Origin of the sequence: Streptomyces sp. cmx-18-6, assembly GCF_046548915.1 — a bacterium.
In the GTDB taxonomy this organism is placed as follows: Bacteria; Actinomycetota; Actinomycetes; order Streptomycetales; family Streptomycetaceae; genus Streptomyces.
Genome location: NZ_JAEBEP010000007.1, coordinates 276,648 through 293,062 on the forward strand (window position 1 = coordinate 276,648; position 16,415 = coordinate 293,062).

A 16,415-nucleotide genomic window follows, 5' to 3' on the forward strand; every position below is an offset into this window, starting at 1 on the left:
GACTAAGTGATCTCGTTTACATTCCTACCTCGCATCGACGATCCGTCCTGGGATGTCGACGGCCTGTCGGGACTCCCAGCTCGCACGCTAACGGCCGATGACCTTACTTTTCACTACTTCACTTCCGACGTAGTGATCGGCGATGGGTGCAACGAGATACAATTGAGGACGCCTGACCTGCCCGTCGTGGACTTTGTGCTGATGCTTGTTCAGCTGTGCCGCGAAGTCGTCTCTTCCGGTGCGTCAGTTGTAGAATCCTCGAAAACTCAGGATTCAATTACAGCTGTGATGGAAGGAGGTGTGGTGGAGCTCTCCTGCAGCTTTTCCGATGTGGTTTCAACGGTCCTTCTGTGCGATTTGGAGGAAGCCCCGAGTACGGCTCTTCAGTCGGCCTTTGCGGTGCTTTTTTCCGCTCATGGCGACTTGAGGTTTAACGAGTATCTAATCGAACTTGCTGACCTCGTTCGATCGGACTGATCGGATTTCTCGCCTTTCAGGGTAATTGGCCCTCGGATCACAGATGGCATTGGCTGATTATGGGGAAAGGGAAGGTGTCAAAGAGAATCGCGGGCCCTGAATGCAAAGTCTGGGTTGACCCGCCTGGGGAGTATCGAATTCAGGATGTTCGCGGAAACTTGGGGATCTCAATCTCCTCAGAACGGGCGAGTGAGATGAAGCTCCACAAGTCGTTCTCTCCTGCCGTCGTCGAAGCGGCCCTTCGTGGTTTTCATGGACTCGGTCCATGGCGCTCTGCTTTTGATGATCTGGCGTTTTAATCCGCCGGTTGGAAATGTCGGCGGCTGACATCGTTGAATGCGTCGCTTGAAGCCCTTGCACATGTCTTGCGGCAGGGCTGCGGCGGGAATTTTTCGCAAAGTCTTGCGGCAACGCCAGCGGGCGGTGGCTGTAGTGGCTGGGCCGTCGAGGGGACGCGGGCCCAGCCGTATAGGTCGTTAAGAGTGCCGACGGCTGACGTTGACGTCAGTGTTGTGAACGTGGCCGAGGAGTTCTTCGATCGCCAGGTGATCGACACTGTAAGCCAGGAGCAAGGCCACGGTCGCGTGTCATAGGCCATGGAAGCGAATTCGGCAGTGCAGTCAGGAGCCGACCGAAGCGGCGGGCGAGGCGAGAGGGATGGGTGGAGGGCGTCAACGGCCCGCGTGACCGCCCGGTCCGCCCGGCATCCCTGGACCGGCGGAAAGCCGTGACGAAGCCGCGAGGAAGCACCGAGGAACCCTCAAGGAACCGCCGAGCGAGCCGCAAGGTATACCCACTGTCGCAGGGCGTCACACGCCTCCGCGCCGCCTTTTGTTCGCCTGTGCGGCTGAAGTTTTGTTGATCTGTGGCCAGTTGACGGGTAAAGGGGCCTACCCTTCACAAGGTGAACCAGTTGAAGTCCCGCGCCTCCCGCCCCGAAGACCTGGTCGACCAGCCGGGGGGAGGTGGGCTGCCCGGCAGGCTCGGTGACGAGTTGCGGGACGAGCTGATCGCCTTCCGCCGGGATCTGCACATGCACCCCGAGCTGGGCAACCAGGAGTTCCGCACCACCGCCGCCATCAAGGACCGGCTGGAGAAGGCCGGGCTGCGGCCGCGCGTGCTCGACGTGGGCACCGGGCTCGTCTGCGACGTGGGGGAGTGGGACGGGGTGACGCCGATGCTGGCGTTGCGGGCCGACATCGACGCGCTGCCGATCCCCGACACCAAGGTGGACGTCCCCTACCGGTCCACCGTGCCCGACCGGGCCCACGCCTGCGGCCACGACGTGCACACCACCACCGTGCTCGGGGCCGGTCTGGTGCTCGCCGCGCTCGACCGGGAGGGGCTGCTGCCGAACGCGGTGCGGCTGGTCTTCCAGCCGGCCGAGGAGGTCCTCCCGGGCGGCGCGATCGACGCGATCGAGTCCGGGGTGCTGGAGGGCGTCGGGCGGATCATCGCCGTGCACTGCGACCCGAAGGTGGACGCCGGGCGGATCGGGCTGCGCGTCGGGCCCATCACCTCGGCCTGCGACCGGCTGGAGATCTCCCTCGACGGGCCCGGCGGCCACACCGCCCGCCCGCACCTGACCACCGACCTGGTCACCGCCGCCGCCCGGGTCGCCGTCGACGTGCCCGCGCTGCTCTCCCGCCGCGTCGACGCCCGCTCGGGGCTCGTCCTGACCTGGGGGCGGTTGCAGACCGGCCACGCCCCCAACGTCGTACCGCAGCACGCCGAGCTGTCCGGCACCGTCCGCTGCCTCGACCTGGACGCCTGGCGGGACGCGCCCGACATGGTGCACGCCGCCGTGGACGAGGTCGCCGGCATGCACCGGGCCAAGAGCGTGATCAATTACGTACGGGGCGTGCCGCCCGTGGTGAACGACGCGGAGAGCGTCGGGCTGCTGGACGCGGCGATGGCCGAGCGCCGCGGATCGTATGCGATCGAGGACACCGAGCAGAGCCTCGGCGGCGAGGACTTCTCCTGGTATCTGGAGCGGGTCCCGGGCGCCATGGCCCGCCTCGGGGTGCGCCCCCCGGGCGACACGCGCGGCCTGGATCTGCACCGGGGCAACTTCGACGTGGACGAGGAAGCGATCACCGTGGGGGTGGAGCTGTTCACGGCGGCCGCGCTGCTGGACGCGAAGCGCTGAGAAAGCCCGTCCGGTGCGGCGCGGAAGCGGGGAGTGGCTGGGGGAGTCGTCCCGCAGAGCCCGATAGCGCGAACAGGCGGTCGCCCCGCCCCTCCGCGGCGCCTGCGTACAGAAGATCGCTACGCACGCGAAGCTCCCGAAAGGCAGTGGGCGGTCCCGGTGGAGACCCCGCCTGTCGGGAGCTTCGTCGTCTGTGCGGCTCAGTCGCGCGCCGCGGTCCGCTTCAGGCCGGGCGTCCCAGGGACCTCGCTCGCGAGAACCTGGCGTCAGGGCCGAACCCGAGCCGGTGAGGACTACGTGTAGATGGACCTGATGGCGTGACCCACCTCGGCTATGCCGACGTTCGGGTTGTCCGAGCACTGGGCTGTGGAGGTCTGCCCGTTCTTCGCCTTGGTTCCCGCGATGATCCACTTCTTTCCTCGCGGATCGACGCAGGTCACTTTGACCACGGCGTACCTGTACGGGGACATTCCGGTGCACTTGGCATAGCCCTTGTACGGAGCGCCGGACGACTTCCACGCCTTGCACTTCGGGAGAGCGTCCGCGCTGACCTGTGCGGCGTCGGCGGCGTTCGCGGCCGGTACGGACAGGAAGAGCGAGCCGGCTGCGACGGCTGTTCCTGCGACCAGGCTGAATATCTTCTTCACAAGGTTCCTTTCGGATGGTGATGACGCGAGGACCCGGCCGTGTCGGATGTGAGCGGCGAGGTCTTTCCCGTCGGATGGGTTCTGTCCGGCCCGATGGCGACAGAGCTCGTCCCACGATGGACCTTGCTCGCGAAATCCTCTGGTCGCGGTGGGGCCGACGCAGGAGAGGGCATACCGCTAGAAAATGGACCTGATGCTGTACGTCACCTTGGCGATGCCCACGTTCGGATTGTCGGAGCACTTGGCCCTGGACGTCTGTCCGTTATATGCCCGATTCCCGGTGATCGTCCACTTGTTTCCGCGGGGGTCGACGCAGGTCGGTATGACCACGACGTACTTGGTCTCAGCCATTCTGGTGCACTTGGCATAAGCGCTGTACGGAGCGCTGGACGACTTGGACGCCGTGCATATCGGCACAGCGGTCGTGCCGACCTGTGCGGCGTCGGCGGCGTTCGCGGTCGGTACGGACAGGAAGAGCGAGCCGGCTGCGACGGCTGTGCCTGCGACCAGGCTGAACATTTTCTTCACGGGGTTCCTTTTGGGTGGGGTGACATGCGGTCCCAGCTGGACGGACCCGGCGTCAGAGAGTGACGACCTTGTGCGAGATCTTGGTCATCCCCACATTCGGGCTGTCGGAGCACTGAGCCACGGACTCCTGTCCGTTCTTCACTCGCTTCCCCGCGACCGTCCAGGTCTTTCCACGGGGATCGACGCAGTCCGCGTAGACCACGGCACGCTGGTTCGACAGCATTCCGCTACACCTGACAAAAGCCTTGTACGGGGCCGTGGTCGACTTCGACAGCACGCATATCGGCTTGGCGCTCGCGGCGGGTGCGGCGAGGAAGAGCGAGCCGGTTACGACGGCTGTTCCTGCGACCAGGCTGAATATCTTCTTCACGGATACCTCTTGGATGTTCGGATGTGGCGACGCGCTGCTTGTCGTCCGTCGTGAAACCCGGTGTCCGTCGCGGGACCTGCCCTGAGATCCCTGCGGACGTACGTACGTGCTGCCGGGCAGGCCGGACGTACGTGCTGCTGCCGGGCAGGCCGGACGTACGTGCTGCTGCCGGGCGGGCCGGGCCAGGAGCACGCGGACCCCTGGGTCAGGGGCTGACCTGGACGCTGATCGACTTGATGTCGATCGCCCTGTCCGGGCACGTGGCGGTGGAGGTCTGCCCGCCCTTCTTCCACGGGCCGTACACGGTCCACGTGGCGCCCTGCGGGGCGACGCAGACGACCCTCGCGCGGAAACCGTCGGACGTGGTCAGGTTGCCGCAGGAGGCGGAGCCGGCGTACGGGGAGGTGGCCGACACCCAGGTCTTACAGGGCCCCGCACTCGCGGCGACGGCGGTAGGGGCGACGGCGCCGGCAGCCCCCAGGGCCGCTGCCGTGACGGAAAGAACGGCAAGAGCTCGCTTCATGATTCTCCCTTGACTCGATGGAATGCGCCGAATACGCAAAGTAGCCGTGTGAGTGATTGTGCGAGTGGTGGTGCGAGGCGGATCGAGAAGCGGCAGGCGTCCTCAGCGGGCTGTCGCGTCCTCCCTGCCCCACCAGCGCGTGTGCCCTTCTTCCGCCGAGTGCGGTAAGCCTCTGATCGGATGAAGCGCTGCTATTCACTATCACCGCAAAGGGGAAGTCAAGAAGGTGGGGCGAGTTGGCCGGATGTCGCTTTTCGGCCAAAGGTTTTCGATGGCTTTGGGGCACTTCAAGCGGCAAGTTCATTCCGGACGGGCGGGTTCCGCCCGGCCTGATGGTGATAGCGGGGGAGGAGGTGGAGTGCGCCCCGTGCGAGAGAGGAATGCGGATCCCGGGGCATCGTTTTCTGAGGTTCTTTTGAGGTTTCCCGGTGGATTCGGAAGCATAATTGGATGGGTATTGCTCTGTCCTCCGGTCCCAGCCGGCTGGTCTTCGCCCGCGGCCCCGCCGCGAACGTCCACCCCGAACTCCCGCACCCCCGGCCCTTCCGCGCTCCCCGGCGCCGATCCGCACGACCCGCACGACTCTCGCGGCGCCCGGCGAGGGCGGCCGGCCCGTCGTACGCTGAGGGCGCGGACGGTCCCGCGCGTCGCTTCCCGGAGGCGTCCGATGTCCCTGAGTGGACCTCGCGCTTCGATCTGGTAACGACTCATGAACTGGGGCTAAACAGATATCTACGCGCGTTACGATCGCCGCGAAACCAGCGCCGGAAGAGGCGCTTTCGGCCAGTTTGAAGGGACCCTCCTCGTGCGCCGGGTATCCAAGATCACCGCCGCGTGTGCCGTCGTCGCGGCCCTCGCGCTCACCGCCACGTCGTGCGGCGAGTCGTCCACCGAGTCCAGCGACTCCGAGAGCAAGCTCAAGGTCGGCATGGCCTATGACGTCGGCGGTCGGGGGGACAACTCCTTCAACGACTCCGCCGCCCGCGGCCTGGACAAGGCCAAGGCCGATCTCGGCGCCGAGACCAAGGAGCTCACCGCCAAGAGCGGCGAGACCCCGGCCGACCGCGAGCAGCGCCTCACCTCGCTCGCCGAGGCCGGCTACAACCCGGTCATCGGGGTCGGCTTCGCCTACTCGGACGCGATCGCGAAGGTCGCCAAGTCGCACCCGGACACCACGTTCGGCCTGATCGACTCGGTCTCCGACGCCAAGAACGTGGCCTCCATCGTCTTCACCGAGGAGCAGGGCTCCTACCTCGCCGGTGTCGCGGCGGCGCTGAAGTCCAAGGACGGTCAGGTCGGCTTCATCGGCGGCGTCGACCTTCCGCTGATCAAGAAGTTCGCCGCCGGCTTCCAGCAGGGCGTCACGGACACGGACCCGAAGGCCAAGGTGCAGATCCAGTACCTGTCCACGGGCTCGGACCTCTCCGGCTTCGGCAGCCCCGACAAGGGCAAGGCCGCCGCCAAGGGCATGCTCGACAAGGGCGCCGACGTGATCTTCGCCGCCGCGGGCGGCTCCGGCGCCGGTGCGATCGAGGCCGTGGCCGGCAAGAAGGGCGCCTGGTCCATCGGCGTCGACTCCGACCAGGCCAAGGACCCGGCCCTGTCGAAGTACTCGGAGACGATCCTGACCTCCGTCGTCAAGAACGTCGACAGCGGCGTCTTCGACCTCATCAAGTCGGTCGACGAGGACAAGCCGCTGAGCGGCACCCAGGCGTACTCGCTGGCCGAGGACGGGGTCAGCCTGACCACCACGGGCGACCACCTCACCGACATCCAGGCCAAGATCGACGAGGCCAAGAAGAAGATCGTCGACGGCTCCATCAAGGTCAAGACCACGACCTGACCGGCCCGTTGGCATCGGGGTCCGGGAACGCGGTTTCGGCCGCATCTCCGGGCCCCGATTCACGTACACGCTGTGACCGCGCTGTCCGGTCCGCGTGAACGGATCGCCGTCCGCTCGCCGGCGGTTCGGCCGATCGGTGGCGCTACGCGCGTAGCTTCCCCCGGGCACGGTATTTTCGCCACGCCCGCCCGACACACCCCCAGCTACTGACACGCCCACAGCTACCGACCCGCCCGCAGCTACCGCCACACCCACCAGCCATCGCCACGGCCATCGACGTCCGCCACACCTGCCAGCCACCGCCACGCCCGCCGGCGACCGTCACAGCCACCACCCATCGCCACAGGCACGAGCCCCAGCCACCGCCCCACCGCCGGCCCCCCTCGTCCTCCCACCCTCCGCTCCTGTCAAGGAGAGTGCGTCATCAAAGCGTCCAGCAGTCCTCATGCCGTAGAGCTCCGCGGCATCACCAAACGATTCCCCGGAGTCGTGGCCAACCACGACATCGACATCACCGTGAGCCGCGGCACCGTGCACGCCCTCGTCGGCGAGAACGGCGCCGGGAAGTCCACCCTGATGAAGATCCTCTACGGCATGCAGAAGCCGGACGAGGGCACCATCACGGTGGACGGCGAGCAGGTCTCGTTCAGCAACCCCGGTGACGCGATCGACCGCGGGATCGGCATGGTGCACCAGCACTTCATGCTCGCGGACTACCTCACCGTCCTGGAGAACGTCGTCCTCGGCTCCGAGAAGCTGTACGGCATCGGGGACCGGGCCCGCGCCAAGATCAAGGAGATCTCCGAGACGTACGGTCTCGGGGTCCGCCCGGACGCCATGGTCGAGGACCTCGGGGTCGCCGACCGGCAGCGGGTGGAGATCCTCAAGGTCCTCTACCGGGGCGCCCGCACCCTGATCCTCGACGAGCCCACCGCCGTACTCGTGCCGCAGGAGGTCGACGCGCTCTTCGACAACCTCCGCGAGCTCAAGGCCGAGGGCCTCACCGTCATCTTCATCTCGCACAAGCTGGGCGAGGTGCTCTCCGTCGCCGACGAGATCACGGTGATCCGGCGCGGTACGACGGTGGGCACCGCGGACCCGGCGAACACCACGACCAAGCAGCTCGCCGAGCTGATGGTCGGCAGCGAGCTCCCCTCGCCGGAGACCCGGGATTCGACCGTCACCGACACCCCGATGCTGACCGTCGACGACCTGCGGCTGACGGTCACCGACCCGGACGGCGTGGTGCGCGTGGTGCTGGACGGCATCACCTTCACCATCCACAAGGGCGAGGTGCTCGGCATCGCGGGCGTCGAGGGCAACGGGCAGTCCGAGCTGGTCGACTCCATCATGGGGATGCGCCACCTCGAACACGGCGTCCTCACCCTGGACGGCTCCGACATCTCCCGCCTCGCCACCCGCAAGCGGCGCGAGGACGGCATGGCGGTCATCCCCGAGGACCGCCACCGCCACGGCCTGCTGCTGGACGCCCCCCTCTGGGAGAACCGCATCCTCGGCCACGTGACCGAGAAGCCCAACAGCAAGGGCGCCTTCCTCGACCTGAAGGCGGCCCGCGCCGACACCGAGCGGATCGTGCGCGAGTACGACGTCCGCACCCCCGGCATCGAGGTCACCGCGGCCTCGCTCTCGGGCGGCAACCAGCAGAAGCTGATCGTCGGCCGCGAGATGAGCCATCAGCCCAAGCTGCTCATCGCGGCCCACCCCACCCGGGGCGTGGACGTCGGGGCCCAGGCGCAGATCTGGGACCAGATCCGCGAGGCCCGCCGCGAGGGTCTGGCCGTGCTGCTGATCTCGGCGGACCTGGACGAGCTGATCGGCCTGTCCGACACCCTGCGCGTCATGTACCGCGGCCGGCTGGTCGCGGACGCCGACCCGGCGACCATCACCCCCGAGGAGCTCGGCTCGGCGATGACGGGCGCGGCCTCGGGCCACCTCGAAGCGCCGGAGAGCCACGCGCCGGCATCGGAGGGCGACTCCCAAGCACCGGACGCCGGCGGCGACGCCGCCGCCCCCACCGACCCCCGGGACGGGGGAGAGGACCGATGAAGAAGTTCGACAAGGAGCGGTTGCTCCTGGGCATCGCGGCCCCGCTGCTCGCGATCGTGGTCGCGTTCCTGGTGACCGCCCTCGTGCTGGCGGCCACCGGCAAGGAACCGTTCAGCGCCTTCGGCATCATGTTCGACTACGGGCTGAAGTCGGACAGCCAGGTCTACATCCTCAACAAGGGGACGACGTACTACCTCGCGGGTCTCGCGGTGGCGGTCGGCTTCCGGATGAACCTGTTCAACATCGGCGTGGACGGCCAGTACCGCCTGGCGGCGTTCTTCGCCGCCGCCCTCGGCGGCGCGCTGACCCTGCCCGGCATCCTCCAGATCCCGATGATCATCCTCACGGCGATGATCGTCGGCGCCATGTGGGCCGGCATCGCCGGTGTCCTCAAGGTCACCCGGGGCGTCAGCGAGGTCGTCTCGACGATCATGCTGAACGCCATCGCGACGGCCATCATCGGCTACCTGCTCCAGCAGGGCCGTCTGGGCCACCTGGACCAGGCCGGCACGAAGATCTCCACCAAGCCGATCCCGGAGTCCTCGCACTTCTTCGAGATCCCGACCACGCCGACCCCGATCTGGGGCTTCATCGTGATCGCGGCCCTCGCGGGCGTCGCCTACTGGTTCGTCCTCTCGCGCACCCGCTTCGGCTTCGACCTGCGCACGGTCGGCCAGTCCGGCTCCGCCGCCCAGGCCAGCGGCGTCAACGTCAAGAAGATGGTCGTCACCTCGATGCTCATCTCCGGCGCGATGGCCGGCCTGATCGGGATGCCGACGCTCCTCAACGACAGTTACGAGTACAGCGGCGACTTCCCGATCGGCATCGGCTTCACCGGCATCGCCATCGCCCTCCTGGGCCGCAACCACCCCGTCGGCATCGCGCTCGGCGCGCTGCTGTGGGGCTTCCTGGAGCGCGGCACCGGAAAGCTCGAGTTCGAGGGGTACGACAAGGAGATCGTCGGCGTCATCCAGGGCGTCATCGTCCTGTGCGTCGTCATCGCCTACGAAGTCGTCCGCCGCTACGGCCTCAAGCGTCAGCAGAGCAAGGTCGGCGAGGAGCTCGCCGCCCAGGCACGTAACTCCGACCAGCAGGAGGTGTCGGCGTGACCGCCACGGCGACTTCCACTCCGCCGCCCGCGGCCCCCAAGGTCTCCGGCGGCAAGGGCGGCCGTATCCGGTTCTCCCTCCCCGTCATCCTGCTGATCGTGGCGGGCGCCCTGCTCGCGCTCTCCGCGGTGCGCGCCATCACCGGCGCGCAGGACGTGACCTCGGCGGGCCAGATCAGCGCCGCGCTCGCCATGGCCGTGCCGATCGGCCTCGCCGGTCTCGGCGGCCTGTGGTCCGAGCGGGCCGGCGTGGTCAACATCGGCCTCGAAGGCATGATGATCCTCGGCACCTTCTTCGGCGCCTGGGCCGGCTGGCAGACCAGCCCCTGGCTCGGCGTGCTCGCCGGTGTTGTCGGCGGCATGCTCGGCGGGCTGCTGCACGCGGTCGCCACCGTCACCTTCGGCGTCGACCACATCATCTCCGGCATCGCGATCAACATCCTGGCGCTCGGCTTCACCACCTACTTCGCCAAGCTCTGGTTCAACAGCGGCGAAGCGGCGGCCCGGGGCGGCAGCCCCAAACAGTCGCCACCGGCCGAGGACATCGCCACCGTGACGTTCCCCGGTCTCTCCGACTGGCTGCACTCGGTGGAACAGCACCACTGGTTCTTCGTCTCCGACGTCGCCGGTGTGGTCGGCGGCCTGGTCACCAACGTCTCGGTGCTGACGCTGGTCGCGATGGCGCTGTTCGTGGGCACCTTCTTCATCCTGTGGAAGACCGCGTTCGGCCTGCGGCTGCGCTCGGCCGGTGAGAACCCGGTCGCCGCCGAGTCGCTCGGCGTGAACGTCTACCGCTACAAGTACATCGCGGTGATCGCCTCCGGCGGTCTCGCCGGACTCGGCGGGGCCTTCCTCTCGCTGGTCACCTCGCACATCTACAACGAGGGCCAGACCGGCGGCCGCGGCTACATCGGCCTGGCAGCGATGATCTTCGGCAACTGGCGTCCCGGCGGACTCGCCATGGGCGCGGGCCTGTTCGGCTTCGCCGACGCGCTCCAGCTGCGCAACGGCGGCGACTCCGTCCACGCGCTGCTGCTGCTCCTGGTGGTCGTCCTGGGCGTCCTGGCGGCCTGGAAGCTCTACCGCAAGGCGTACGTCCCCGCCGTCGTCAGCGGTGTCATCGCCGCCGTGGTCCTGGTCTGGTACCTCGGTACGGACACGGTGCCCACCGAGTTCGTCAGCGCGACCCCGTACATCGTCACGCTGCTCGTGCTCTCGCTCTCCGCGCAACGCCTGCGCATGCCCAAGGCGGACGGCATGCGCTACCGCAAGGGCCAGGGCAAGTGACCCCGGCCGCCCCCGGGGAGCCGGAAACGGCCTCCCAGGGGGCAGACGGGGAGCCCGACGCCGTCTTCGGCGAGGCCGACTGGGAGGCCCTGCGGGTCGCGGCCCGGGACGCCATGTCCCGGGCGTACGCGCCCTACTCGGGCTTCCCGGTCGGCGTCGCGGCCCGGGTGGACGACGGCCGCATCATCACCGGCTGCAACGTCGAGAACGCCTCCTACGGCCTCTCGCTCTGTGCCGAGTGCGGCCTCGTCTCCCAGCTCCAGGCCACCGGCGGCGGCCGGCTGACCCACTTCACCTGCGTGGACGGCACCGGGTCGGCCCTGGTGCCGTGCGGCAGGTGCCGGCAGCTCCTGTACGAGTTCGGCGGCCCCGGACTCCTCCTGGAGACGCCGGACGGCCGACGCACGCTGGACGAGATGCTCCCGCAGTCGTTCGGCCCGCAGCACCTCGGCTGAATCCGTCGTTCCGGTGGCCCTTCCCTTCCCGGAAGGGCCACCGCCATTCCCCTCTCTATGCGCGTAGAGTCGCCATCGAACTCTTGCGTACGCACCGGCCGGAAGGACTCCCATGGACGCCATCTCCGTCATCCGCACCAAGCGGGACCGAGGCGAGCTGACCCCCGAGCAGATCGACTGGGTCATCGACGCGTACACCCGCGGCGAGGTCGCCGACGAGCAGATGTCCGCCCTCGCCATGGCGATCCTGCTCAACGGCATGAACCGCACCGAGATCGCCCGCTGGACCGCCGCGATGATCGCCTCGGGCGAGCGGATGGACTTCGCCGCGCTCTCCCGCCCCACCACCGACAAGCACTCCACCGGCGGCGTCGGCGACAAGATCACCCTGCCGCTCGCCCCGCTGGTCGCCGCGTGCGGCGCGGCCGTGCCCCAGCTCAGCGGCCGGGGCCTCGGCCACACCGGCGGCACCCTGGACAAGCTGGAGTCCATCCCCGGCTGGCGGGCCCACATCTCCAACCAGGAGATGCTCAACGTCCTCGACACCACCGGCGCGGTCATCTGCGCCGCCGGCGACGGACTCGCCCCCGCCGACAAGAAGCTGTACGCGCTGCGCGATGTCACCGGCACCGTCGAGGCCATCCCGCTGATCGCCAGCTCGATCATGTCGAAGAAGATCGCCGAGGGCACCGGGGCGCTCGTCCTGGACGTCAAGGTCGGCTCCGGCGCGTTCATGAAGACCATCGAGGACGCCCGTGAACTGGCCTCCACCATGGTCGCGCTCGGCACCGACAGCGGAGTGCGCACGGTCGCGCTGCTCACCGACATGTCGACCCCGCTCGGCCTCACCGCGGGCAACGCGCTGGAGGTACGGGAGTCGGTCGAGGTCCTCGCCGGCGGCGGCCCCCAGGACGTCATCGACCTGACCCTCGCCCTCGCCCGCGAGATGCTGGACGCCGCCGGACTCAAGGACGCCGACCCGGAGAAGGCCCTCGCCGACGGCTCCGCCATGGACGTCTGGCGCCGGATGATCTCCGCCCAGGGCGGCGACCCGGACGCCACGCTCCCGACCGCCCGCGAGCGGCACGTGGTGACCGCGCGCTCCTCCGGCGTCCTGACCCGCCTGGACGCGTACGACGTCGGCGTCGCCGCCTGGCGCCTGGGCGCGGGCCGGGCCCGCAAGGAGGACCCGGTGCAGGCGGGCGCGGGCGTCGAGCTGCACGCCAAGCCCGGCGACACCGTCACCGAGGGCCAGCCCCTGATGACGCTGCACACGGACACCCCCGAGAAGTTCGACTACGCCCTGAAGGCGCTCCCGGAGGCGTACGACATCGCCCCGGCCGGCACGTCGTTCGCGCCGCTCCCGGTGGTGCGGGAACGTATCGCCTGACCTGCGCTTTCCTCGTACGGGCGAACGGGACCGGTGGACTGCCGCCGGTCCCGTTCGGCATGCGCGGACAGGCGGCCCGCCCCACGGGGACAAGCGAGCGGCCCGCCGCACGGAACAAGTTCCGTGCGGCGGGCCGCCGTTGCGCGCAGTCGACGTGGACTACCCGCGAACCGGGGTCACTTGCCCAGGTACGCGTTGTAGATCTTCACCGAGGACTTGTTGCCCTGCTTGTCGGTGATGTTGGCGGAGAAGGCGATGCCCTTGCCCTTCGCCGGGTTCTTCACCGAGATCTTGCCCTTCTTCACGGCGACCTTCTTCCAGGTCTTGCCGTTGTTGTAACTGACGTACGTCGTCAGCGACTTCAGGTTCTTCCCGGCGGCCGAACCCTGCACCTTCACCGGCACGGAGAGGGTCTTGCCGGCCTTCGCCCTGCCGTCGATGGAGAGCGCGGGCGTGAAGCGGGCGGTGGACGCCGGGAGCTTGGCGCTCGTCGCCTTCTTGGAGCGGAACGAGAAGCTGACGTCCACCCGGGTGGAGAGGGCGCCGATCTTCGCGCTGTGCTTCACCGACGAGGTGAGCCGGTAGTCGGCGCTGCCGGCCGGGACGACGAAGCCGTCGTAGCCGTCAAGACCGGTCTTGGTCTGGGCGTACTTCTTCCCGTTGCGGTAGAGCACGGTCGTGGCCGAGGAGAGGATCGAGCCCTCGTTGCCCTTGCCGTCCGCCAGCACCGGGATGACGGGGTAGATCTCGTTGCCCTCGCGGTAGACGCCGTCGCGGGCGGCCAGCCGCGGGCCGAAGACGCCCGTGTTCACGGCCTTGGTGTGCTGGGAGCCGCCCTTGTACGCCGTGGGGCCGCCGATGGTGTAGCCGGCTTCGAACTTCCAGAAGCCCTTGGAGTCCTTGCCGCTGCTCTGGGCGAACTCCAGACCCCAGCGCACCTTGTCGGTGGTGGAGACCTTGACCGTACGCGTACCGGGCAGCTTCTGCGCGGTGGGTTCGCCGTGCAGCGTGTGCCCGCCCGGCAGCTCGGGCCAGGCCAGGAGCAGTCCGACCTTGTTCTTGACCGCGCCGACGCCCAGGCCCACCTTCAGCGTGGCGAACTGACCGGCCGTGTACTTACGGCTGTAGCCCGTGGCGAGCTGCTGGACGGGGCCGCCGGTCGCGATGTTGTACTCGCTCGACGCCCCCTTGTCCCAGCGGCCGGCCCAGTACTGGCGGACCGAGCCATCGGTGATCTTCGGCCCGATGTGGGCGGTGCGCAGCGTGTACGCCCCGGTGACCGCCCAGCCGTACTCGACGAGGGTCTGCTTGGTCGTGACCGTGTAGTCGCTCTGAAGGGCCCGGAGCTTGGCGCCCTTCTCCGGCAGGGTGATGGTGACCGGCTTGGTCTTGCGGGCGTCCAGCGTGACCGTCGTGTTCTTCGTGACGGCCAGCTTCGGCTGGGCGAGCCAGTCGATCTCCTTGGACTTGGGCGCCGAGACGATGGCGCTGTCCAGCGCGTACGTGCCCTTGGGCACCCGGACCTTCGCCACGCCGTTGGTGAACTTGGCGGTGAATCCGGTGTAGTCCGCCGCGCCGACCAGGTCGTCCAGCGTGAAGTCCACGGTGGCCGGAACCTTTCCGGTGCGGCCGATGGCCTTCAGGGTGACGTCGTACGTCTCGCGCTCGCGCTCCACCGCGACGGAGGTGCGCACGCTCTGGCCGCCGCCGGTGGCCACGACGTACGCGGCGTACGCGCCGGTCACCGTGCCGCCGAGCCGGGTGTCGGCCGTCAGCTGCACAGCGGCGGTGCCGCCCGCGGGGACGGTGACCTGCTGCGCGCCGAGGGTGAAGAAGCCGGCCGGGACGGGCTTGCCCTTGGGGCCGGTCCCGCCTTCGACCGTCAGGTCGAGGGTGACGTCCTCGGTGCCGAGGTTGCGGTAGGTGACCGCCTTGGCGACCGGGGTGCTGTTGGTGTGCGGCCACTGCCGCACACCGAAGTTCACCGAGACCTGCTCGCCCACGACGGTCTGGGCGAGCGCCCGGTCCACCGAGATCCGGCCCACGCCCTGCTGGAACGGGTTGTACGGGCCCGGCTTCGCCGAGGCCGCCAGCACGCTCTTGAGCTGCGTGTACGTCCACTCGGGGTGCTGCTGCTTGAGCAGGGCGGCGGCGCCCGCGACGTGCGGGGTGGCCATCGACGTACCGGAGATGGTCGTGTATCCGGCCGGCTTCTCGCCGACCTCCTTCGCGATCTCCGAACCGGGGGCGGAGGCCGCCGTGATGTCCACGCCGGGGGCGGTGACGTCGGGCTTGACCCCGCCGTCGCCCACGCGCGGGCCACGGCTGGAGAAGTCCGCCAGCTTGTCCTTGACGTCGACCGCTCCGACCGTCAGCGCGGCGTCCGCGCTGCCCGGGGAGCCGACCGTGCCCGCCTCGTCGCCCTCGTTGCCCGCAGCGATGGCGAACAGGACGCCCTTGCCGGCCGAGAGCTTGTTGACCCCGGCCTCCAGCGCGTCCACCTCGGGGGTGTCCAGGCCGCCGAGGCTCAGGTTGACGATGTCGGCGCCCTGGGCGACCGCCCACTCCATCCCGGCCAGGATGCCGGAGTCGTCGCCGAACCCGTCGTCGCCGAGGACCTTGCCCGCCAGCAGCGTGGCGTCCGGGGCGACGCCCTTGAACTTCCCGCCCGACCTGGCGCCCGTGCCCGCCGCGATCGAGGCGACGTGGGTGCCGTGGCCGATGCGGTCCTTGAGGTCGGGCGACTTGGTGAAGTTCTTCGCCGCGACGACCTTGCCCTTGAGGTCCGCGTGGGTCGCGTCCACACCGGTGTCCAGGACCGCGATCTTGACGCCCTTGCCGGTGTACCCGGCGTTCCAGGCGGCCTGCGTCCCGATCTGGGCGACGCTGCGGTCCAGGCTGGCCTTGCGCTTGCCGTCCAGCCAGACCCGGTCGACGCCCGCCGCCGTGGTGCGCTGCGGGTCGCCCGCCTGCTCGCTGGTGAGCGCCTCCCACAGCTCGGGGGCGTCCGCCTTCGGCGTGGCGACCGACTGCGCGTTCAGCGACGTCAGGCTCCGGCCGATCCGGGTGCCGCCCGCGTCCCTGACCTCAGCCTTCGCCAGGGCGCTCTGCGCGCCCCGGTAGCTGACGATGAGCCGCAGGTCCTGCTGCTGGGACCGGCGGTTCTCCGGCCGGTTCAGCTCGGTGATGTCGAACAGCCGCCGGTCCAGCTTGCCCGAGGCGATGAGCCGCTGGGCGTCGGCGGGTATGACGAGCGTGCGTCCGCCGCGTATCTGCTTGCGCACCGGGATGTCGGCGCGGCCCTTCGCGGCCCGGAAGCCCACGACCCGGCCCTCGGCGTCGACCGACACCCGGTCGCCGGTGATGAGTGTCAGCTGGTGCGACGCCTTGCCCGAGAGGCCGGCGGCCGCCGGGCGCTCAGCCTTGGCCGGGACCGGCTGGGCGACGGCGGGCGCGGTCATGCCCGCCGCGAGAGCGACGGCAGCGGCCGCGGCGACGGCCGGGACTCCCACCCTGTTCACGTGTCTGTGCAACTCTCCCCCTGGAGAATGAGGCGGTTCCTCTGAACCGT

The 16,415-nt window shown here is 68.9% G+C and carries 13 protein-coding genes; 8 read left to right on the forward strand and 5 right to left on the reverse strand.

The window, feature by feature from the left end; all coding sequences use genetic code 11:
- Positions 1–6 precede the first annotated feature (6 nt).
- Both ACLJPL_RS18925 and ACLJPL_RS18930 read left to right on the forward strand, forming a co-directional pair.
- On the forward strand, positions 7–477 hold the full coding sequence (locus ACLJPL_RS18925; RefSeq protein WP_411081994.1) for a hypothetical protein: 471 nt from the start codon (positions 7–9) through the stop codon (positions 475–477).
- 913 nt (positions 478–1,390) lie between these two features.
- Positions 1,391–2,626, forward strand: a complete 1,236-nt coding sequence (locus ACLJPL_RS18930; RefSeq protein ID WP_411082141.1) for an amidohydrolase — start codon at positions 1,391–1,393, stop codon at positions 2,624–2,626.
- A 293-nt stretch (positions 2,627–2,919) separates the two neighbouring features.
- On the opposite strand, the gene ACLJPL_RS18935 is transcribed toward ACLJPL_RS18930, so the two are convergent.
- From ACLJPL_RS18935 to ACLJPL_RS18950, 4 genes are all read right to left on the reverse strand, one after another.
- Complete coding sequence (locus ACLJPL_RS18935) at positions 2,920–3,273, reverse strand: hypothetical protein (RefSeq protein ID WP_411081995.1); 354 nt, start codon at positions 3,271–3,273, stop codon at positions 2,920–2,922.
- Between the two features lie 177 nt (positions 3,274–3,450).
- Entirely contained in the window at positions 3,451–3,801 is a 351-nt protein-coding gene (locus ACLJPL_RS18940; protein ID WP_411081996.1) for a hypothetical protein, read from the reverse strand.
- Between the two features lie 52 nt (positions 3,802–3,853).
- Positions 3,854–4,171: a hypothetical protein gene (locus ACLJPL_RS18945; protein WP_411081997.1), complete on the reverse strand. Its 318-nt coding sequence runs from the start codon at positions 4,169–4,171 to the stop codon at positions 3,854–3,856.
- Positions 4,172–4,376: 205 nt separating this feature from the next.
- Positions 4,377–4,694, reverse strand: a complete 318-nt coding sequence (locus ACLJPL_RS18950) for a hypothetical protein (protein WP_411081998.1) — start codon at positions 4,692–4,694, stop codon at positions 4,377–4,379.
- 805 nt (positions 4,695–5,499) lie between these two features.
- Between ACLJPL_RS18950 and ACLJPL_RS18955 the strand changes: the two genes are divergently transcribed.
- From ACLJPL_RS18955 to ACLJPL_RS18980, 6 genes are all read left to right on the forward strand, one after another.
- The gene (locus ACLJPL_RS18955) at positions 5,500–6,537 is read left to right on the forward strand and encodes a BMP family lipoprotein (RefSeq protein WP_411081999.1); all 1,038 of its coding nucleotides are present in this window, start codon (positions 5,500–5,502) and stop codon (positions 6,535–6,537) included.
- 423 nt (positions 6,538–6,960) lie between these two features.
- Positions 6,961–8,604 carry an ABC transporter ATP-binding protein gene (locus tag ACLJPL_RS18960; protein WP_411082142.1) on the forward strand — a complete coding sequence of 548 codons (1,644 nt, stop codon included), beginning with the start codon at positions 6,961–6,963 and terminating at the stop codon, positions 8,602–8,604.
- Entirely contained in the window at positions 8,601–9,713 is a 1,113-nt protein-coding gene (locus ACLJPL_RS18965; protein WP_411082000.1) for an ABC transporter permease, read from the forward strand. The genes ACLJPL_RS18960 and ACLJPL_RS18965 overlap by 4 nt, the downstream gene beginning before the upstream one ends.
- Positions 9,710–10,999 carry an ABC transporter permease gene (locus ACLJPL_RS18970; RefSeq protein ID WP_411082001.1) on the forward strand — a complete coding sequence of 430 codons (1,290 nt, stop codon included), beginning with the start codon at positions 9,710–9,712 and terminating at the stop codon, positions 10,997–10,999. The genes ACLJPL_RS18965 and ACLJPL_RS18970 overlap by 4 nt, the downstream gene beginning before the upstream one ends.
- Positions 10,996–11,454 carry a cytidine deaminase gene (locus tag ACLJPL_RS18975; protein WP_411082002.1) on the forward strand — a complete coding sequence of 153 codons (459 nt, stop codon included), beginning with the start codon at positions 10,996–10,998 and terminating at the stop codon, positions 11,452–11,454. Before ACLJPL_RS18970 ends, ACLJPL_RS18975 begins: the two co-directional genes overlap by 4 nt.
- Before the next feature lie 112 nt (positions 11,455–11,566).
- Complete coding sequence (locus ACLJPL_RS18980) at positions 11,567–12,844, forward strand: thymidine phosphorylase (RefSeq protein ID WP_411082003.1); 1,278 nt, start codon at positions 11,567–11,569, stop codon at positions 12,842–12,844.
- 176 nt (positions 12,845–13,020) lie between these two features.
- On the opposite strand, the gene ACLJPL_RS18985 is transcribed toward ACLJPL_RS18980, so the two are convergent.
- On the reverse strand, positions 13,021–16,365 hold the full coding sequence (locus ACLJPL_RS18985; RefSeq protein WP_411082004.1) for a S8 family peptidase: 3,345 nt from the start codon (positions 16,363–16,365) through the stop codon (positions 13,021–13,023).
- Positions 16,366–16,415 lie beyond the last annotated feature (50 nt).